Genomic DNA, 21,493 nt, shown 5'->3' with positions numbered 1-21,493 from the left:
CGCTATGGACGGACTAGACATTAACGTTTTGATCTATCGTACTAACTCTTCACGAACAGTTGCCATCCAATCAACACTTGTTGGTAAAGCATTCATCATGTGAGTATAATTTGTCTCTGAAGCGGTACCATTACTCGCTGTGCTAAAATACCCATACTGACTTGTGTAAATTAAAGTATTACTTGTGTCAAAATATTCCATAATACCATCTACAGCAACTCTTACTTCCTGACCAACAGTATAGTAACTAGCATCAGTCGGATCTCCATAACCTAATAAGACATCTGTTGCATTACCGGTGTAGGCTTCAACTTTTTCCAATCTCCAATCTGTTGTAGAATAAATGGCTTTTATTGTATAAGTTCCTTCGTAAAGGGTTTTACTTGTTATATAATCGTTACTAAAAGTGTAAGCTTCTTTATAAGTTGTCAATCCAGTATCATCAAATTCTTCTTTAGTTTCCACAATAAAATCATCAGCATAATTTATCCTTAATGATACTTGCCCATTTGTATGATATTCTTCCTTTATGGTTATATCACCATTTGTATATTCTTCTTTTAAAGTCTTGTTCCCTTGATCGTCAAAAGTTTCTTTCAAAGAAATCTTATCGTTTACATAAACTTCTTTTAAAGAGAGTTGAGTATTATCATGAAATTCTTCTTTTAATGTAAGTTGTCCTTCTGAGTAGGTCTCTCTTAACTTCAAAACATCTTGATCGTTGAATTCCTGAATCATGGATACCTTTCCGTCAACATATTCTTCTTTTTTTGCTAATTTACCACTTGTATATTCTTCTTTTAATGTAAGAATACCTTCCTGATAAACTTCTTTTAATGTGAGTTCATTATGCCAATATTCATTACTTTCTTTAATATCTCCATTGGTATCAAAAGTGGTGGTAGCTACTCCATAAGTACCACTAGTAGGGAAATCAGTAAATTCAGTAATCTTTAACTCCTCTAATTCACCATTCTCTTGATAAGAGAATTCAAATTTATAATTATCGCTTCCAGCATCTGCACCTTCAGAACTTGACGAAATAATTCTACCTTCATCATCATAGTTTACAATTACAGAAATGTCTTCACCTTCTTTTTTTGCTATATAATTTTCTCCTGTATAAGTGTACTTAAAAATAGTTTCAACAGAATTATCAATTCTTTTACTTTGCGCTACTTTACCATCTTCATTATAAGTAAATTCATAATTCCTGGTATCAGTACCTACTTCTTTTATTGCACTAATGTATCCTTCATCATTGTATGAATAGGTATAAACAGTGTTATTTGTTGTATTTTTTGATGATTCAATAACGTCACCATTATACACATGTGAAATTGTATATGCCCCTTCTGCTTGTAATCTATTTACGTGCGGTATAGTTACAATTGTTGATGAGATTTTATCATCTTTTTTTATATGCTGATAAGATTCCGTCGCTTTGAATACAAGCTGAATATCATAATTATAATGCAATTGAATCATCGCAACTTGATCAAAGGATTTAGTGAAATTATTGGATACTGTTTCCACATTTCCATCATTACCTGATCCATCATTTACTTGGTCACCTGTTGTTGGTGTTACATTATCATCGTCTTTTTTAGAACAAGATAAACTTAGAAGAAGTGATAAAAATAGCACTCCAAGTATTCTAATTTTCATATTTATAGTTTTTGGGGGTATACTTTGTTAAGTAAATTATTTGCTTAACATTAGAACTCGTTTCGTCATATACTAGTTTCATTAAAGTATATGAACTTCGAAATACACTATATCTTTATAAAAAATTACTATGCCTCTTGTTAACAATGACTATTACCTACAACTTTAAGCATAGAAAAATTAATGATATATTTAATAAATAGAAAATCAATAAATAACAACAAGCTATTCAAATTACTGACTGTATATGGATAATAACACATTTTTTATTATTGGCGGAATCATCAGTTTTATATTATTCCGATATTATGGAATCTATAAAAGTAAAGAAGAAAAAATTGCTTTTTTTAAAACGCAATGGGGTAAAAAACAAGAAGATAGATATATTAATTTTGATAGAGTTAAAATATACCTTAATAAAAGTACAAATTCTTCAATCTATCAAAAGATAGAACAAAATAGTATAAATGACTTAGATCTAAACGATGTTTTTCGTTTTATAAATAGAACATGTTCAAGTATTGGAGAACAGTATATGTATTTCAAATTCCTTACTATTAATACACTTACTCAAAAAAATACAACATTCAATAAACTAACTAGTTTCTTTCAGGAAAATACAGAAAAACGTCTTGAAATACAGCTACTACTAAGTAAATTATCCTCTTCGCATGGGTTCAATGTCGAAAAACTTATTCATGATAAATTCGGGAAAAATCCTGATTATAATTGGTTATCTTATTTCAGCAATATACTAACAATCACTTGTTTAATTCTATCTATAAAATTTCCTTTTTTATTGGCTTTCATACTAATACTATTCTTAATGAATATGGCTATGCATATGCTAAATAAAAGAAATTTAGATACTTATAGTGATATCATCTCCTATTTATTCTTAATGTTAAAAGTAAAGAAAAAGATGCATCCTCATCTCAAAAATAGTATTGATGATATTGATACCCGTGGAATAGAAAGAATAAAATGGTATTCTTTTTTCATTAAATTCTCATCTGAAGAAGATGGAGACCCTATAAAACAAATTTTATTTTGGGGCTTAGAAATTATTAAAATAGCATTTAATATTGAAGTTATCGCTTTCTTTCTTTGTATAAGAAAGTTAGAAAAACAAGCAGAAAATATTAATCAACTATATCAATATATTGGAACAATAGATACTGCTCAATCTATTGCAAATGTATTAGATTCGGATATAGCCACCTGTATTCCTACATTCTCAGACACTTATGCAGTAAAAAACAGTATTCATCCGCTTATTAAAAATTGTGTTCCAAATTCTTTTTCATTATCTAAAAGAGGCATGCTCCTAACAGGCTCAAATATGTCTGGTAAAACAACATTCATTAGAACAATAGGTCTAAATACCATTCTAGCTCAAAATTTCAATTTTTGCTTTGCAGATGAATATACTGCTCCATTTTTTAAAATCTATTCTAGTATAAGAATTAATGATAGTATCAAAGATAATAGTAGCTACTACCTTCAAGAAGTGAAAACCGTTAAAAAAATTGTTGATGCTTCTGAGGTGGATTTACCTTCATTATTTATTATGGATGAACTTTTTAAAGGAACAAACACGATAGAGAGAATAAAAGGTGCGAATGCTATTTTATCGTATATAGGTAGACCTCCTCACTATACTTTTATTGCTACTCATGATTTGGAATTAACGGATCTACAGAAAAATAATTATGAATTATGGCACTTTTCTGAAAAAATCGATAACAATGACCTCGTTTTTGACCATAAATTAAAAAGAGGAAAAATCTCAAAATTAAATGCAATAAAGATTCTAGACCATTATCACTATCCTAAACAAATCATCAATGCTTGTAATAACCTTGAAGTAATAATATAGAAATTGACAATTCGATTTTTCTGAATGCTAAATAAATTGAAGAATACTTAGTTTTTATGTCACCTATTGTAGCTATTATTTTATAAATAAAACCTTTTGAGGATATTGATAAAACACCCAATCGTATTTTATTATGAAACACATTTTAATATTTTCTGTTTTAATTATGTTTTTATGCGTGAGTAGTTTTAAACCTTTATCTACTTATGGTAATGATATAATAATAAAGAAAGGAGAAACAGTTAAATGGAAAAATGATAATGAACTTAAAGGCTCCCAAAAGCTGATTGTTAGAGGTAACTTAATAATGAAAGATAAGAAGCTTACTTTAAAAGATAAGTCTTCAATTATTGTTGAACCTGGAGGATCTTTTAAAGCCAAAGAGGTTTATTTTGAAGATAATTCAGAAGGTAAATTTCATGATAAATCTAAAGTAGAAATTGGAAAGTTTTTTTCTAAATCAAAAGAAACTTGTTTAGTGAACACACAAGTTTTTATAGCAAAAGAAGAATTTAAAATTGACAAAGGGACAAATATTGATGGATATGGTAGAATTGTTGTAAAAGGAGGGAGAGATAAATTTATGCCCGAAAATGGGAGTAATATAAAAGTTTGTGTAGGAAGTTCCACTAGAAACATAGATTGTGATTACAACAAAAGAACTACAAACTTACCAATTGAATTAACTGATTTCAGCGTTAAAATTGATAATGAAAGTGTACATCTAACTTGGGAAACAGCTCAAGAAATTAATAATTCTCATTATATCATTGAATATTCTTCGGATGGTGTCAATTTCCATATTCTAGAACAAAGTATTCAAGGTGCGGGAAATTCTAATACGTCTCAATTTTATGAAATTGATCACATAAAACCTAATCAAGAAAAACTTATCTACAGACTTACTCAAGTTGACTTTGATGGTAAATCTACTTCCTGGCTTCGGGAAGTTTATAATGAACATAACTCAAATAACACTAGCGAAGTACTAAAAGTATATCCTAATCCTGCTCAATATGAATTAAACATTTTATTATCCTTACTACCAGATGCTGAAACTACTTTTGAACTGATAAATATCAATTCTGGGAAACATATTATTGATCAACCTCATTATAATCCTACAGAAAGTAAGGCTGTATATAATGTAAAAGATTTACCTGCAGGTACATATATTTTACATGTGAAGGATAGAAATAAAGTAATTTATAATGGTAAAGTTGTTGTTCTGAACAATAGATCAAGAGTAAATGAAGAAGTTACAGATGACCATGAAAATAAAGATTAATTAATAATCATATTTTGTACTCTCGTTTGTTGTTATCTATTCATGCTGTGTATTAACAATAATGAAAGGCCTCATTGGTGTAATTATATGAAGACACCTGTTGAGATGCATCAATAAATGAGAACTTATAAAAGTAAAAATAGCACCGAGTCTATACCCTGTAACGCTTTGGACAGACTAGACATTCATAAAAATCCTTAGTTCAATTCACTACACCCTTTAAGTCAACAATAGGTTTAGCTTTGTTAATAGTGTTGAAATAAAACAAACTGAAATCAAAATAATACTATATAGTGTCAATAAAATACACTTATATTGACACTAAACCACTGAATATCCATAATTTACAATTAACATGTAAACTATAAACATTAATCAAAAAAAGCCTACAATTTGCTAAAATACGTCTACTATCCTACCAATTATTACTCAATATTTGTACAAACAACACTTAATAATACTCTTTACTTTTTTCAACCACTACAAAATATAAGCTATGAGGATACTATTTACTACTTTACTACTTTCATTTATTTTTGCAGTTTACCCAAACACGAACATAAATGCACAAACAAAAACAATTGATAATCTTAGTAATTTTGATTACCTATTTGAAAAAACCAATAACATATCTATTGACACAGGTATACCTGCTAATTTCAATAATGATTCTAGTAGAATTGTTCGCTCAGATATTCAAAATGGACATGTCATTTATGCAATCAGAAATATATCTGCTGTATCTGTAGATTTTTGGGGAGTTGACGGAGATCCTAATGATGGAATTGTTAAGGTTTTTGCTTCTTCTGATGGAGTAACTTATGTGCAACTTACTTTACAAAATGAAATATTAGACGAAACGAGTTCGCTTAGATACCTTAAACGCTATCAAAATGCCAATGCTTTATGGAACGGTATTAATTTTATTAAAATCGAGTTAAGCGGTGGAGACGCAAGTTGGAAAGCACAACTCTCTAAAATTGAAATCACTAATACAATTTTCTCTAACTCTGTTGCTACAGATAGTTTAAACAACTTCGAAAATGTAATCAGTTATTCTAATCTAATAATTGATAACAATAATACAAGTTCGTTTAATAACGATATGAGTAGAGCAGTTCGAGTTAATACAGATTCTGCTTCTTTAGTATATCAAAACTCTTCTGATATGCTAAACCTTGAAGTAGATTTTTGGGGAGTGACAGGCGATACAGGATCAGGAGATATTTCTGTATACATATCTTCTAATGGGGTCGATTACCAAAAAACAGTTCTTACTACTTCGGTTTATATAAGTTATGGTTACAGAGACTTATCTACTTTTACAACGGTAAATGATCTTCCGTTAAATACAAAATATATCAAAGTGGTACTCTCAGAAGGCAATGCTGCTTGGAAAGGTCATTTAGGAAGTGTCAGAATTAAAACGCAACGAGCAAGTAAAAATTTCTATTTAAGTAATAATGGAAATGATAGTGATGCGGGTACAGAAAATAAACCTTGGAAAACTTTAGCTAAAATATCAGCTACTTCTTTGGGTGCTGGGGATAGTGTTTTCTTTAAGAAAGGAGATCGATTTGATGGTCATTTTGTGGTGAATGGATCTGGAATGCAAGATGCTCCATTGGTAATAACGTCGTATGGTACCGGAAACCTTCCAATTATTACTGGCGAGGTAGGAGAAGAAAATGGAGGAGATTATCAAGAAGCAATTCTTGTTGAGAATAATGATAATATTGAAATAAGTAATTTAGAAATCAATAATGAACGTTCTGCTAGTAGAGAAGGTATTTTAGATGATGATGCATACGGTATTTTAATAATAAATACGGGAAGTCAATCAATGAATAATTTTGTAATACGTAATGTTAAATTTCAAAATGTCTATGCTGCTAAAGCAGTACTAAAAGAAGAAGGAGAAGACGCTTTCAATAACCTTGAAGTAGCAGCTCTACGCTTTTACAGTACTAAAAACACAACAATAGGCCAAGAAAAAAATATAAATAATATATTAGTTGAAGATAGCTATTTCACTGATTTACAACGTCTAGGTATACACATAAAACACCAAGGTGGTGATACAGGTGTTGGAAATGACTCTATTAATTCTAATATGAATTGTGTAGTACGAAATAATGAATTCCATTTTATTGGGGGTACTTGTGTTCTTCCTATTAGAACATATAATGCACTTATAGAAGATAATTTATTTAACCACCCGGGTGCTAGTATAGACGACAGAATGCCTGGTAGAGGAAGCTCTGTATGGAATTGGCGTTGCTTTAATACTGTAATTCAATACAATAAATGTTTAAGTACAAGAGGATATTTAGACTCCCATGGTATTCATATTGATCACGAGAATGTGAACACTTTTATTCAATATAATTATATGGAAGATTGTGAAGGTGGTTTTGTTGAAATTCTAGGTGGAAATCATAATTCTGTATATCGTTTTAACGTAAGTGTAAATGATGGATGGAGGGAAAACCCTAGTTGGGCGAATAGTAATCATACCATTTGGATTAATGAGGTTGCTCCTTCTGGTACACATTATAGTGATGAAAATTACATTTATAACAATACCGTATTTATGGATAGTGCTTACTCTACCTCTATTGATATTGATGGAAAAAGCACACACATATTTAATAATATCTTTTACGCAGCGGAAGGTAATATTGGAGGTAAACGTGTAAGTATAAATACCAATGGAGAGACTTTCTTTATGAGCAATAACTTGTTTGCTGGAGGAATTAATGGTCAATTTTCTAATCTTGATGTTGATAAAGTGTGGGGAGATCCAGCCTTTTTAGCAGAAGGTGTATTGTCTAAATATGGTTATCAGTTGCAAGAAGGAAGCCCTGCAATAAATAGTGGTACAACTAAAGTTGGGCCTGCTATACCTGGTGCAGGTTATGGTATTTTTAAAGACCTTACTCCCTACCCAACAGTAGATTATTATGGTAATGGCATTAACTTATTTGATGGAACTCCGAACATTGGTGCATGTAATGCCAAAAATGGTGAATTTGTAGACGATATATCACTTACTCCTCAAGAGATATCAATTGATTCTTCCCTAGTTACTATTGCTGCAGGAGATACACAGATTTTAAATGCAACAATTTTACCTACTGCACATACTATTATTTGGACAAGTGACAACCAAGCAGTTGCAACTGTAGACCAAAACGGACTTGTAACAGCAATAGCTGGAGGAAAGGCAATTATTTCTGCAGCTACAGAAGGTGGACATATTTCTACTTCATGCGATGTAATTGTAACCTCTGCACTACCTTTAACCGTTCCATCTAACGTTGTGATTACAGCTTTCAATCAGTCAGCTAAGGTAGAATGGGTTGAAGGTCAAAATGCAACAACTCATAAAATACAATACAAAAAAGATGGTTATGCTTGGCAAACAATTAGTGATATTTATAATGACAACTCTGATGAATACTGGCTTTCTAACCTTGAAGAAGGTACAGATTACACAGTAAGAATTAGAGCATACAATACTGCTTATGCCTCTGCATGGTCAGAACTAGCCTCTTTTACAACTAACAGTAGTAACAGTAGAGTTTTGGCTGTTGATGATACAGACTTAAAGTTTTCATTTGCTCCTAATCCGGCAGAACACCAACTGTATTTCAAAGGATTATTAGCTCCTACCCCTGTTCTAGTAATTGATATAAACGGTAGAGTAATACTAGAAGAAGAAGTAAAGCATTCTCTAAATATCCAAAATTTAAGAAGCGGTGTATACATCTTGAAAGTAGAAGGACATAGGGCCATGAGGTTTATCAAAAAGTAATAAAACAGAAAGCCCAATACACTAATTTAAAACAGCGTATTGGGCTTTTTCAATAGAAAAATAACGATTAATTATAATTCAACTTAATACCTTTTACTTTTAATTTACTTCCCTCTGCACCTTCAAATTTTGCACCATGTGCACTAGAAGAAAATGCCACTACAATATGTGTTGGAGCTGCATTAATATCAGAATAAAAACCTTCTTCTGGAAGTTCTTTATTAGAAGTAGATGGCATCATATAAGAAGCCAAAGCATTGCTGTTTCCATAAATCATCGGAATATCTTTTACCTCAAAAGTTGACATTGCTTTATCTGTTCTAAACCACCCTGTTGCTAAACGATAATTTTTACCTCCCTCTCTTACTTGGAGTATCACAAAAACATCACATTCATCAACAGTTGAGCCATTGTATTTTTTGGGCTGATATTGAATTTCTGTAGAAAAACTCGTAGGGCGATCTGTAAACGGAACACCAAAATCTGTAACAACATCAGAAATTCCACTACCAGAAATAGACCCAACAAATAACGAACCTGCGGCAATTATTCCAACTGCAGTTTTAGTTTCTAACACTGCATAATCTTGTTGACTAAAAGATGGATAAGGAACGACCGTTTGTGGATATGTTTTTATGGTTAATTCTGATGCCCCTCTATCACCAGATTGCCATATTGAGGTAAGATCATTGCCTGGTAAATAAAAAGAATTTGCACCAGTACCGTGTTGATACCAAGTTTTGAAATCAGCAAAAGGCAATTGCTCTCCTTGTACAACTTGGCCTTCAATAGTAACACGGATTGTCCATGTAGAACTACCATTAAAAACTACAGAAACAGGAGTAGAAAAGTCTTTTATTGTGAGTACATCTTTAGAACTTTTAGCGGTAACAGGAATAAAATCCATTTCTTCAACTTCTAAATTACTCACATCAGTTCCTACAGGTACTACTACCCTAACCGTTTTAGTAAGTACATCTATAGAAGACGCTACTTGTCCTTTAATTTTAAAAGAAGTAACATCTACCTGTTGTATCCCTTCTTTTACTTTAATCTCCCATAAATACTCTTGATACGTTTCGACTCTTAGTACCACAGGAATAGAAAAGTTTCTCACTTTTGATGTATCAGACATTAATTTTGCACCTTCAGACAATACAATATTATCTATTGCTAACTCTGTAAGGTCTGTACCAAAAGGCATTGTAATCTCAACAGTCTGTTTGTCTGTTGAGATGATTGATTGTCCTTGCTGTCCGTTAATAGAAAATTGTTCAATTTCACCGAAAACAGTTGGAAAAGGAATATCATTTTTAATACAAGAACCAATCAAAAAAGATAGTCCTAAAAGAATTATATAATACTTTTTCATTTTGATTATAAATAAAATGCTAAACCAATATTTAAAGAGAAAATATCAATTTTGAAATTGGCGTTATTTACACTTCTAGAGCCTGATTCTACTTGGTTTTCGGTTTGTTTAACCCACTTGTTTGTAAAACCAAGTACACCAATAGAAACTTCTAACGCTACCATATCATTAATAAAAGCAACCATACCTGGTGCTACTCCTATATTAAATTCATGTGTTTCAGAATAGACTCCTTTTGTATCTTCGGCATTTTCTCCAACCACAGTTTCTTTCGACTGTCCATAACCATAAGAAATTCTAGCCTCATTAAATAGTCCAAATCTTTTACTATGTCCAAGGCTAATATAATTCCTCATAAACGCCGTTGTGTAAAAAGTCTGAGATATTTGATGTGCGCCATTAATAGAAAACTTTAGGTCGTCTGTTAATGTAATATTTAATTGATCGATGTCTAAACCTGAACGCTTATAAGTAAAGCGACCACCAACAGCAAAATTATCTTTAATAAAATAAGCGAAAAATGGACTTACAGCAAGGTTATACCCTTTTCCGTCCCAATCTTTCATAATTAAAAATTGATAATTATCGTTTTTATGTTCTGAATACATAAACGTAGAACCAACCAACCACTGTCCTTTAGGTACAAAGGTTACATTTGGAATTGATCTACTAAATTGCTCTTTTCTAGGTATTCTATTCCCTGCACTATCGTATTCTATTACCTGAGCAAAAGAAGAAAACGAACACAAAAACAAAAGTCCTAAAATTATATTTTTAAGTTTCATAATTTATTAAGTCTAATAAAGTATTTCTACATCTTTAACATCAAATGTTGTCCCAACGGCTGCTGACTTTTTATCTGCTCCATGTGCTGAAGAAGAAAAAACCATAATCAAGTCAGTTGGTTTTGCAGTGGTCTGTGCATAAAAACCTTGTTCACGATTTTCAGCGAAATTAGATTTTGGCTGCATATATCCAGAAAAGTTTGGGTCATCACCATAAATAATTGGAAGCTCAATTTCTACCCAATCAGTTTCTTTTGTATTAGAACGAAGCCAAGCCGTTCCCAATCTGTAACGCGTTCCTCCTTGCCTTACTTGAAGCAATACATAAGCATCAAACTCATCGGTCTTCCCATCATATTGATTGGGGTTATAACGGTATTTGAATTTAAATTTTGTTGGTCGCGATGTAAATGGAATACCAAAATTAATTGCAACATCTTTATAGCCACTACCATGTACTGTGCCTAAGAACAATGAACCCGCAGCTTTAAAACCAAACGGAGCTGATTTTGATTCTAAACGTGCATATTCTGCTGCATTTAATGATGGCTTTGGCTGAATTGTATTTAAATATGCAGGAATTGCTAACTCGGCAGCCCCTTTATCTCCAGAACCCCATTGAGTTGATGATAAGTTATTACCAGGTAACGAATACTTACCATTTGATGTCCAAGTTTTAAAATCTAAGAAATCAATTCCAATAATAGATTCGGTTGTAAAAGGCAGAATTACTCCAGTTACATCATCTGCTCTATATGCTCTAAACTCGTAACTTGTAGCAGGGTTTAAACCTTCTAACTTATAGTTGTATACATTACCAACAACATTCATATTATCATTAATTGTAATCCAACTACCATTCTTTTCCCTGTATTGAAACGTAAGGTTACTTGCATCTCCACCGGCATAAGAACCAGATAATATGGCAAATTTGGCCCAAGGATCAACAGCTATAGTAGCAGCTACATCTGCCAAAGGAATTACATTAAACACGATTTCTTTTTCGTACCCAATATCTTCAGAATTTGTAGCAATAACTTTTAATTCATGCTTTGTTAACCCATTATTTTCAACAGGTAATTTCTTCGATAATTCAGAAAAATCAATCACTTTCTCATCTTGAACAGTAGTAATAACAACGCCTAAACTTGTTAATACATTCGCTACAGAAGGAGTCATATTTTCAATATCAAAAGATGCAGGAACCCCTTGTAACTTTAGAAAATTTGACTTTACATGAACGATAAGAGATTTTAATGGTGATTTGGTTACTACTTTAATTATTGCATCAGTTCCGTCTCCTACTCTAAATGTTGGAGGGTTATCAAAGTCAAAATTAGCACTTGATATTACTGGAATATTTTCTGCTGTTACAGGCATTTCAAAATTCCATTTTTTATCAGTAGTTCTCTCATCTACTTCAATTTGTAAACTAGATGACCCTCCACTTCCCTCTAAATCAAATACTACATGGTAATATTCACTAGGTTTTACATGTTCTAATTTTAAAGATCTTGTATATACATTTCCTTTTAAATTTTCAACAGAAAGTAAAAGTGTTAAAGTACTATCAGTAGCCAATTTAAAATAACCAGCTCGTTTTTCTTCCTTTTCAAAAATTAAGTCTCCTTTCTTATTACTTACTGTAACATTCAATTTCTTAAATGCACTTTTAACATGTTCAGTAAAACCAACAGAAACTTTGGTCTGAATTAACTTGCATGTAATTAAAGCATCTGTATGTTTATTTGCTTTAACCTTTACAACTTCTTTTCCTTCGTAATATGGAATATCAAAAATTGCCTCTTGCTGATTCTTTGTTGAAGAAACTGCAATTGTATAAATCCCTTCATTCAAAGTTACAGAAGCCGGAACTTCACTTAAATTATTATACTCTTTAACTACTGCATTTTTGCTATTAATAATCTGAACATGGTAGTTAGAAACATCTACCGTTCTAGCTGCAGCTACATTAATTAAAGAAGATTGTTTCGTGATAACTATTGATACATCACCTTTTAGTATTACTTCTTCTTTCTCTGATTTATGACAACCAAATGACAATACAATCAAAGAAAGAAGACAGTATTTTAGAATAAACTGATTCATCTTTTTATGCATTTATTTTGATTGTCAAGGTCTTTTCTATTTCAACTCCATCTTGGTCAATTACTTTAATATGGAAGCGGTGTGTTTCTGTTCCAAATAAAGCCAACATTGGCATAAACTGACTTAGGTTAAAAACCATTCTATCTTTCCCTTGAATGGGATCATCTGATATAAAACCAAGATTTTTTAGATTAGCTCCCAATGAAGATGTTGGATCTACAGTAGCCAAGTCAAAAGTATCATCTAAACCTACCTTTAGTAATTCATCTTTTGTTAACTTCTTGCTGTCAATCCTAACAATTAAATTCTTAATTAATTTTGGTGCTTCTATATTTACTTTAACTACAGGAGTTTCACCTTTGTTAATCTCAAATTCTTTATCAATATCAAAACCATCCCCTTCTATAGCCAAAGCATCTGGAGGTAACGTAGATGGACCAGTAATCACTACATCTTTTTCATTCATCTTATCATCAATTTTGATATTTAAAGATGCATCTCCAACACCAATGTATGGGCTAAATTCTATATTATGGAAATCTTTGGCAGCAACATCACTAATTAGAAATTCTTTCTGAAACTTTGTTATACCATCTTTAGCGGTCACTTTTAAAGTGATTGTTAAAAGATTTGGTAAAAAGTAAGCACTTCTAGCTTCATCTTTAGAAAAAGTAAGTTCGCCTCCATTCATACCGTTACTTACTACTGCTTCATAAGCAGTAAAATAAGTACCAAAATCAGCCGAATAAGATATATGAACTTTCATATTTATCAGCGAACAGATAACTTTTGCTTCTACAACTTCTCCAGATTTTATTTCAACAGTAGTTGTTCCTTCATAATAAGGACATTCAAACCCTGCCGAAAGGTGTTGAGCATCAGATGCAGCTTTAATTGTATAAATTCCTTTACGTAAATCTATTTTTTCTGGTACGTCTGCATACTTCTCATAAAACTTTACAAGTACACCATTCTCATCTCTAATTTCTACTCGATAACTAGAAATATCAATCGCATCTTTTTCTCTTAAAAATGAGACAGGAATTAATGTATCATCTCCAGACATATTTAATGCTAACGACCCTTTTGCAGAAGGAATTTCTGTTTCGCCTTGAAGAATATTACAACCAATTAAAAATAATGTTATGGCTGAGATTAATATATAACTATATGATTTTATATTCATGATTGAAGTATTTTTATTAGTTGTAGTTTAAAGAGAGTTCGTCTATTAACAGCATACTACCTAAGTGTCTTCCATTAACTACTCTAGTATCTAGGCTTTTAATAGATGATTTGATAACAACATACATATGTGTTGCTTTTAGTGTAGTATTTGAATAATTGATTGGAATATTAAATTGCGTGTAACTTTCTTGTTTTGTACCAGAAATATATTGCTCTCTAGCCAATTCTGTTACCGTTCCATTATCTCTATTTTCAATTACAATTTCTACAGAAAACTCATCGCTTCTGTATGGATCATATTTATAATATCCTGTAAAAGAAGTTGGTCTTGAGGTAAATGGCATTCCATAATTAAAACTTTCAGAACCACCACTATAAGAATAACTACCTATAAATAACTGCCCTGAGGCACGTTTTTTAACTACACTTGCACTACCTGCTTTTGTAGTTCCATAGCCATAACCTACAGTTACAATTTCAGCGGCGTTACTCCCTTTATAAGAATCTGAACTATTATAAGTACCAGATAAAGAGTTATAATTATATCGGAAAGAACCTCTATGTTCTGTCGTTTTTTCATTTACTGTACTCCAAGTAGACTCACCTCTTGAATTCGGAATGTATTTTCTGATTTCTGCATACCCAATCCAATGACTAGGAGCCACAACATCACTATACCAATCTTCCATTTTTGCATTAGGTAATTGCTTTTCTTCCTCTGTATTAAAAAGTAATTCAGAAGATGAATTTTTATTATAAACAGCTTTAACACGATATTCTTTATTAGACGATAGCCCTGTTAATAAATACGTGAAATCTTTATTGTTTACAGTAGTATAACTTTTTGATTTTAACCAAACAGATTGCCCTTTCTCTTGGTAGAATACAGTGACAAAATCTTTATCACCTTCTGTAAGAGCAACATTTATAGTCGCTTTAGCAACCCAAATATCTCCTTCATCAAAATTAATAGTGAACTGGGCAGGAGTTACTTTTAAGTTTAAAGACTTTGTAGCATCTCTTTGATAGAAATTATCTTCAATATCAAAACCAAATTCAAATACATCTGCAACACCTTGGCCAGCTTGTAATGTTTTTATATATGCTGTAAAATCTATAGCAACCTCATTTGCACCACTCACAATAACAGGATATGTAATACCTTTATCTGCCAAGAAATCAATCTCTTCTTGAGATAATTGTGCGAAATCTATAGCATCAGGCCACCCATCATTTAAAAGGTTAGTAGATTTTACAAACACTTTTAATGATTTAATTCCTCCTTCTGCCTTAAACTTAATTACAGTTTGTTGTGTACTTCCTTCAACAACTTCTTGTTCTTGAGAAATATCAATTCCTTCTCCTTCTATAGTTGGGATATTTACCTCTAACCATTGTTCTGGAATTCTAAATTCTACATTTTTTTCTGTTACAGATTCGTCTACTATAACGCTGATTCCACCCGTGCCTTTAAGAGCTTCGAACGTAAATTTGTAGTAATCTTTTGGTTTTACATCATTAAACGTTCTAGAAATCAATAGCTTTTGAGTTGCTTTCTGATACAACTTCACCGTAAATGGCTCTGGACTAAAATAACCCTCTTTCAGTTCATTTTGCTCAAAGGTTAGTTTTCCACTTTTGTTCTCAATCTCCGTATACACCTCTCCAAATACATCAATAAAATCTGAAGTATATTTTACAGAAACTTTACTGTTTGCAATTGCACAAGTGAGCTCTATTTTTGTGGATTTTAGATCGTTGACTTTAAATTCCGTTTCCCCATAATAATAAGGACTCGAAAAAGCCGCAGTTGTAACCGGACTAGATTGTGCCACCAACTTATATGTACCTTGATTGAGGTAAAATTGATCTGGAAAGTCTTTATAAGTAGGAAATTCTTTAACCAACTTATCATTATTATCAAAAATACTAATTGAAAATGATGATACATTAATTGAAGAAGCCCGTCGGAAATTAACTACAGTTACATTATTATTCGCATTAAGAAATAAGGAGACCGTTCCTTTTCTTAATACATCCTCCTTTTTAGAACAGGATATACTGAGTAACATTAAAAGTAGAACTTTTAGATGTAAAAATTTACGCATTGATGAAAGTGTTTTTGATAGATTGAATGATTTAATACAGTTTTATTTATTAGGCTTAGAAGCAGAGTTCTTTCTTTAGTTTTTATAAAATTCAATTTATTATTATTCGTTTTTTTTATAACTATTGTACTAACAAATGAATGTAAATTAGAAGAATAAACTACTTAAAAGATCTTTTTATAAGAACATGAATATGGGAAAAGGATTAGAATAGTAAATATTCTAATCCTGATAATATCCTTAGCTTAATTTGGCTACTTAATATCAAATTTGTGTTCCCAATTTTTAGATAAATCGTGATTACCTTTATTATGATAATAGACAGTGTTCTCATCAGAATACCTGATTTTTAAAGAAAATCCTTCATAATAATGTATAGGTCCCACATTAATTTTGAGCTTCTTAAACTGCTCGTATTTTAATTTCAATTCTTTATTGAGTTGATCTATATCAGGAATTGTTATTTCAATTTTAAACGAAAAAGTTCTTACACCATTTTCATCTGTATCTAGTACCTCGCTCTCTAATAATTTTATGTACTTATTCGTCTCATTTTTCTTTACTACTGCATTTTGAGAAACAGCATTAATTAGTGTTTTAGTGATGTTTGTAGAAAAAGTTATTTCAGACAATTCTTTAACTGTTGAAATTGTACCTGTAAGTACTACTTTATCTCCAGCCGAAAATTCTTTATTATAACTTTCCTTATCTATTACAATACTAGACGCGTCTACTACTACTTCAACTTTTTGAGTTACTTTCTCAATTACCCCAGTTGATGTTCTTACGGTAAATACATAATCATAAGTACCTTTTTTCTCTTCGGCAAGAAACTTATAAGTGGCATTCGTCACCTTGCCATTCGAATTAGAAGTATGACCAATTTTACTTAAATATCTATCGTCATTATTTACTTCTGAAAGTTCGTAATCTCCTAACGCAAAAGCGTGTAAAGAAACTTCAATAGTATCATATGGAGTGACTTTTATAATATCTTTATGATTAATAATTTCTAGCTCTGGCCCTAATGAAAGTACAGCTTCGTCATTTTTATGACAACTAATTGTACTTAAACCTAGTAGCGTTAAAATTAAAATTGAGAATATATTTTTGTTCATGTTTTTTCTATTTTATTCATACCTAAGACAATGACAATGTTATTATTGGCAGTGAATTGCTGTTAACGATCTCTAATCATTTTAACAAAAAAAAAGCGTAGTAGTCTATAAACCAATACGCTCAAAATATTTAATGAACAATAAAATTTAGTAGGTTAGTGTTACCATTTTTTAATGGTTATAACTTTATGCTTTTAAAATAAAAAACCCAACAATCGGTTAGAATGTTGGGTTATTAAGTTAGACTAGAACTAATAAACTATGCTGTTGCTAACGCTACATCGTTAGAAAGTTGTTTGTTCTTGATCTTATCTTCGAATGCTGAAAGGGCTGCTTTTGAGCCTTCTCCCATAGCAATTACAATTTGTTTATAAGGTACAATAGATACATCTCCAGCAGCATAAACACCTGCTACTTTTGTTCTACAATGCGCATCAATTTCAATTTCACCCATACGGTTAGTATCCAAAATTTCTTTAAATGCTCCACTATTTGCAGTTAAACCAATTTGTACAAATACACCATCAGTGATAACTGTTTCTACTTTACCATTTTCGCGGTTTTCGTATTTAAGACCTGTCACTTTTTTACCATCACCTTCAACCTCTAGAGTTTTGGCATTTGTTATTACAGACACATTTGACAAGCTATTTACTTTATCTTGTAAAACCTGATCTCCTTTAAGTGTATCCATAAATTCTAAAACAGTTACTTCAGCGGCAATTGCCGATAAATCAATAGCTGCTTCTAAACCAGAGTTACCTCCACCTACAACAACCACTTTTTTACCTTTAAAGTAAGGAGCATCACAGTGTGTACAAAAAGCAACACCAGAACCAATGTATTCTGTCTCTCCAGGTACGCCAAGTTTTCTCCAGCTCGCCCCAGTTGCAATAATTAATGCAGGCGTAGAAAATTTCTCTCCTAAAGATGTTGTTAAATGCTTTACACCATCTATTATCTCAACACCTTCTACCATTCTATTTTCCAATACATCAATTGGATAATCTTTTAAATGCTGATTTAAATTAGCTGTTAATTCTGCACCAGTCGTTTTTGATATAGAAATCATGTTCTCAATAGAAACAGTTTCCTTTACCTGACCACCAACGGTACCTGCTATAATAGCTACTGAAAACCCTTTTCTAGCAGAATAAATAGCTGATGAAACTCCAGCAGGTCCGCCTCCAACAACAACTACATCATACTCTTTTTCTTCTGCATCATCTAAAGAAAAAGTAGTGCCTAATTGCTCTTCAATTTTACCAAGTAATTCACCTAATGATGATCTTCCTACATGCAACTGTTCGCCATTAAGTGTTACAGTTGGTACTGCTTGAATACCTAATGCTTCAACTTCTTCTTTATTAATACCTCCGTCAACTATAGCGTGTTTGATGTTAGGATTATAAATTGCCATAACGTTCAAAGCTTGAACTACTTCTGGACAATTTGTACACGTTAAAGAGATGTAACTTTTTAATTCTACTTTTCCCGAAATGTTCTTAATACGTTTTGTCAACATTTCATCTGGAAGGTTTTTACCAATACCGTCCATGTTTAATACAGCCATTAATAACGAAGTAAATTCATGTCCGGTGGGCACTGCTCTAAAAACAATTCCTGAGTCTACATCCTCTTTTAATATTGTAAAAGATAAGCCCTCACCTTCAGATACATTTAATGTAATTTTATCTGTTGTAGAAACCACATCTTCTAATAACGATACTAAATCGCTTTTACTTTTATGGTCTGCTGCTACAATTACGTTAAATGTAAATTTGCTTTTAAGGTTACCGAATAATCCGCGTACTTGTTCTTTTAATGCTTGTTCTAACATAACGATATATTTTAATTTCTTCTGATAAAAGGTGAATGGAGCCTATCAAATAAATAATCTTATTTAATTACGTATTTGATAGACCTTTAGGTTTGAGTGTTAATTGATATTAAGCCTTAGATTAAACCTACTAGATCAATGCTAGGCTTTAATGTTTCGTTTCCTTCTTTCCATTTTGCAGGACAAACCTCTGCTGGATTTGCTGCTACAAATTGTAAAGCTTTTAACTTTCTTAGTAACTCTTCAGCATTTCTACCTACATTACCTGCAACTACTTCATAAGAAACTATTTCGCCTTCTGGATTAACTACAAAAGTACCTCTTTCAGCCATTCCATCTTCTTCTATCATTACATCAAAACCTCTTGATAACACACCTGTTGGGTCTGCTAACATTGGATAATTAATTTTTTTGATTGTTTCAGACGTATCTTGCCACGCTTTATGTACAAAGTGAGTATCTGTAGAAACTGAATAAATTTCTGTTCCTGTTGCTTTAAATTCTTCGTACAAGTTAGCCAAGTCTTCTAGTTCTGTTGGACAAACAAAAGTGAAGTCAGCTGGGTAAAAGAAGAAGATAGACCATTTTCCTAAAACATCTGCTTTAGTTACTGTTTCGAATTGGTTGTTTGCAAATGCTTGAACTTTGAAGTCTACTACTTGTTTTCCGATTTGTGACATAATGCTATATTAATTTTAATTGATTACTCTTTCGATTTATTGTGTTACAAACTTACGACAGATTGAACTATTTGTAAAATTGATTGTTTTTATAACATCATAAATAAAAACTATACACATCTCAAAGTGTATGATTAAAATAGTAAGCTTCACTTTTTATAGCTTATAAGAATTAGGCATTACAATTGTATCTAAATTTTCATTCTGAGGGTCAAACTCAAATTCAAAAGGCAAATAATTATCAACCGTAATTTTGACTTTAAATGTATCATCATTCATAAAAGTCATTTCATAATTTCCAGTAGTAACATCACTTGCCACTACATTGGCACTCGATGTTGAAACAAATTTAATAATGCCTCCTAGAGGCTTTTTATCTTCATCTGTAAGCACCCCTTTATATATTTTAATAGATAAAAGAGCATACAATCTATCAATATTATACCAACTATTAGTACTCGAAAAATTTAATTTATACAACTGATCTACACTATTCATCCCTTGCTTTTTAAGTTGGTAGTCTATAAACTTTCTTTTCCTTTCTTTATATTCAGCATATTGATAAACCCTATTTTTATTAAAATTTTTGGCCTTATCATACTGTTGCTTCCCGTTTTTGAGTAGCTGTTTTAATTGATCTTCTAACAATACATTTCTTAGTTCTTCAATTACAATTTGATTTTTAACTAGGCGCGATAAATAGTAAGTATGCTGCACACTATCTTTAACAATCTGAAACTTATCTGAAGTATAAATTATACCTCCCTCTGAATCAAAGTAAGTATTTTTTGGTTCGGGGTAATTCATTCTATGAAAATACTTTTCACCTTCATACTTTACAAAACCTTTGCCGTCCATCTCTTTTAATAAAGAAATTAATGACGGGAACTGCTTGTATGCATAAGTATTGGTTAGAGTATCTAAAACATAAAACGATTTTAAATCCTCTAAATATTTTTCGATACCATAATAAGGGAATAAGCTTTTCTCTTTTAGATGTATTTCTTGAGGTGAAGAAATAGAATCAAATAATGTAGATAAACTATCAATACTTTTCTTCCATGAAAAACCATTTTCTTTTTCTGATTTTACATAAACATCCATTTCTTTATCAATTTCCTTTCTCGGTTGAACTAGTAAATGATTATCTGAACGGCTTTTTAAATTGATAGGAATATTATCTAACGAGGTCACTTTAATAAAAAAGCTCCCTTCCGTTTTAAGTAATTCACCATTTTCAGTGATAGTACTTAAATTGACTGCTGCACATTCTTCTGCAGTCATGTATTCTTTGAGGTGTATAAGCAATTCGTTGCCTTCAACATCGTCTAAGACTGAACTGCCATCAAAATATAAAATGTTGTTATTTTCTGTTTTTAAAATAGATATGGAGTCTTTAGGAACTCTATATATTTGGGTTGCTAGCGATTCCCACTTATGTTTAATTTCTACGCTACTTTTCTTCTGTTCATCAACAGTTGGAAATGAGCACGAATAAACATAAAATAAGAAAAAGGTATAGAACAATATTTTTAGCATAAAGCGAAGTGTATTTTAAAAAGTATCTATCAAAAAATCGTTCCAAGAAAAAAGGAGAAATCAGGAATGAATTAATCATTATTTCACTCTAAAATTTCTACA

General features: G+C 31.4%; 13 protein-coding genes. 3 read left to right on the top strand and 10 right to left on the bottom strand.

The genetic code is table 11. The annotated features are described in order from the left end of the window. Positions 1–33 precede the first annotated feature (33 nt). The gene (locus KM029_RS25525) at positions 34–1,668 is read right to left on the bottom strand and encodes a toxin-antitoxin system YwqK family antitoxin (protein WP_144077237.1); all 1,635 of its coding nucleotides are present in this window, start codon (positions 1,666–1,668) and stop codon (positions 34–36) included. A 247-nt stretch (positions 1,669–1,915) separates the two neighbouring features. Here KM029_RS25525 and KM029_RS25520 point away from each other — a divergent pair, with 247 nt between their 5' ends. The 3 genes from KM029_RS25520 (at position 1,916) to KM029_RS25510 (ending at position 8,652) form a co-directional block, all read left to right on the top strand. Continuing rightward, positions 1,916–3,547: a MutS-related protein gene (locus tag KM029_RS25520; protein WP_144077236.1), complete on the top strand. Its 1,632-nt coding sequence runs from the start codon at positions 1,916–1,918 to the stop codon at positions 3,545–3,547. A 133-nt stretch (positions 3,548–3,680) separates the two neighbouring features. Further along, entirely contained in the window at positions 3,681–4,835 is a 1,155-nt protein-coding gene (locus tag KM029_RS25515) for a T9SS type A sorting domain-containing protein (protein ID WP_144077235.1), read from the top strand. A 496-nt stretch (positions 4,836–5,331) separates the two neighbouring features. Beyond that, entirely contained in the window at positions 5,332–8,652 is a 3,321-nt protein-coding gene (locus tag KM029_RS25510) for an Ig-like domain-containing protein (protein WP_144077234.1), read from the top strand. Positions 8,653–8,719: 67 nt separating this feature from the next. On the opposite strand, the gene KM029_RS25505 is transcribed toward KM029_RS25510, so the two are convergent. The 9 genes from KM029_RS25505 to KM029_RS25465 form a co-directional block, all read right to left on the bottom strand. Continuing rightward, positions 8,720–10,024, bottom strand: coding sequence for a PCMD domain-containing protein (locus tag KM029_RS25505; RefSeq protein ID WP_144077233.1), 1,305 nt, complete (start codon positions 10,022–10,024; stop codon positions 8,720–8,722). 5 nt (positions 10,025–10,029) lie between these two features. Continuing rightward, positions 10,030–10,809, bottom strand: a complete 780-nt coding sequence (locus KM029_RS25500; protein WP_205125549.1) for a hypothetical protein — start codon at positions 10,807–10,809, stop codon at positions 10,030–10,032. A 12-nt stretch (positions 10,810–10,821) separates the two neighbouring features. Continuing rightward, positions 10,822–12,918, bottom strand: a complete 2,097-nt coding sequence (locus KM029_RS25495) for a DUF4493 domain-containing protein (protein WP_158631268.1) — start codon at positions 12,916–12,918, stop codon at positions 10,822–10,824. A 4-nt stretch (positions 12,919–12,922) separates the two neighbouring features. After that, the gene (locus tag KM029_RS25490) at positions 12,923–14,104 is read right to left on the bottom strand and encodes a DUF4493 domain-containing protein (RefSeq protein ID WP_144077231.1); all 1,182 of its coding nucleotides are present in this window, start codon (positions 14,102–14,104) and stop codon (positions 12,923–12,925) included. A gap of 16 nt (positions 14,105–14,120) precedes the next feature. After that, positions 14,121–16,214: a DUF4493 domain-containing protein gene (locus KM029_RS25485; protein WP_144077230.1), complete on the bottom strand. Its 2,094-nt coding sequence runs from the start codon at positions 16,212–16,214 to the stop codon at positions 14,121–14,123. Between the two features lie 254 nt (positions 16,215–16,468). Continuing rightward, a complete protein-coding gene (locus tag KM029_RS25480; RefSeq protein WP_144077229.1) occupies positions 16,469–17,332 on the bottom strand; it encodes a hypothetical protein in 864 nt (287 codons plus the stop codon). A gap of 259 nt (positions 17,333–17,591) precedes the next feature. Then, positions 17,592–19,172, bottom strand: a complete 1,581-nt coding sequence (gene ahpF / locus KM029_RS25475; protein WP_144077228.1) for an alkyl hydroperoxide reductase subunit F — start codon at positions 19,170–19,172, stop codon at positions 17,592–17,594. A gap of 116 nt (positions 19,173–19,288) precedes the next feature. After that, complete coding sequence (gene ahpC, locus KM029_RS25470) at positions 19,289–19,852, bottom strand: alkyl hydroperoxide reductase subunit C (RefSeq protein WP_144077227.1); 564 nt, start codon at positions 19,850–19,852, stop codon at positions 19,289–19,291. Positions 19,853–20,008: 156 nt separating this feature from the next. Then, complete coding sequence (locus tag KM029_RS25465) at positions 20,009–21,391, bottom strand: hypothetical protein (protein ID WP_144077226.1); 1,383 nt, start codon at positions 21,389–21,391, stop codon at positions 20,009–20,011. Positions 21,392–21,493: the final 102 nt, after the last annotated feature.

It is taken from the genome of Flammeovirga kamogawensis, from assembly GCF_018736065.1.
GTDB lineage: Bacteria > Bacteroidota > Bacteroidia > Cytophagales > Flammeovirgaceae > Flammeovirga > Flammeovirga kamogawensis.
The sequence above is the reverse complement of the archived record's forward strand: the minus strand, read 5'-3'. Positions and strand labels throughout refer to the sequence as shown.

What these genes read in the sequence shown, in the direction of transcription:
- KM029_RS25525 (WP_144077237.1), bottom strand. Translation starts at nt 1,668, where the DNA reads ATGAAAATTAGAATACTTGGAGTGCTATTTTTATCACTTCTTCTAAGT.
- KM029_RS25500 (WP_205125549.1), bottom strand. Translation starts at nt 10,809, where the DNA reads ATGAAACTTAAAAATATAATTTTAGGACTTTTGTTTTTGTGTTCGTTT.
- KM029_RS25465 (WP_144077226.1), bottom strand. Translation starts at nt 21,391, where the DNA reads ATGCTAAAAATATTGTTCTATACCTTTTTCTTATTTTATGTTTATTCG.
- ahpF (WP_144077228.1), bottom strand. Translation starts at nt 19,172, where the DNA reads ATGTTAGAACAAGCATTAAAAGAACAAGTACGCGGATTATTCGGTAAC.
- KM029_RS25520 (WP_144077236.1), top strand. Translation starts at nt 1,916, where the DNA reads ATGGATAATAACACATTTTTTATTATTGGCGGAATCATCAGTTTTATA.
- KM029_RS25480 (WP_144077229.1), bottom strand. Translation starts at nt 17,332, where the DNA reads ATGAACAAAAATATATTCTCAATTTTAATTTTAACGCTACTAGGTTTA.
- KM029_RS25510 (WP_144077234.1), top strand. Translation starts at nt 5,332, where the DNA reads ATGAGGATACTATTTACTACTTTACTACTTTCATTTATTTTTGCAGTT.
- KM029_RS25485 (WP_144077230.1), bottom strand. Translation starts at nt 16,214, where the DNA reads ATGCGTAAATTTTTACATCTAAAAGTTCTACTTTTAATGTTACTCAGT.
- KM029_RS25515 (WP_144077235.1), top strand. Translation starts at nt 3,681, where the DNA reads ATGAAACACATTTTAATATTTTCTGTTTTAATTATGTTTTTATGCGTG.
- KM029_RS25505 (WP_144077233.1), bottom strand. Translation starts at nt 10,024, where the DNA reads ATGAAAAAGTATTATATAATTCTTTTAGGACTATCTTTTTTGATTGGT.
- KM029_RS25490 (WP_144077231.1), bottom strand. Translation starts at nt 14,104, where the DNA reads ATGAATATAAAATCATATAGTTATATATTAATCTCAGCCATAACATTA.
- KM029_RS25495 (WP_158631268.1), bottom strand. Translation starts at nt 12,918, where the DNA reads ATGAATCAGTTTATTCTAAAATACTGTCTTCTTTCTTTGATTGTATTG.
- ahpC (WP_144077227.1), bottom strand. Translation starts at nt 19,852, where the DNA reads ATGTCACAAATCGGAAAACAAGTAGTAGACTTCAAAGTTCAAGCATTT.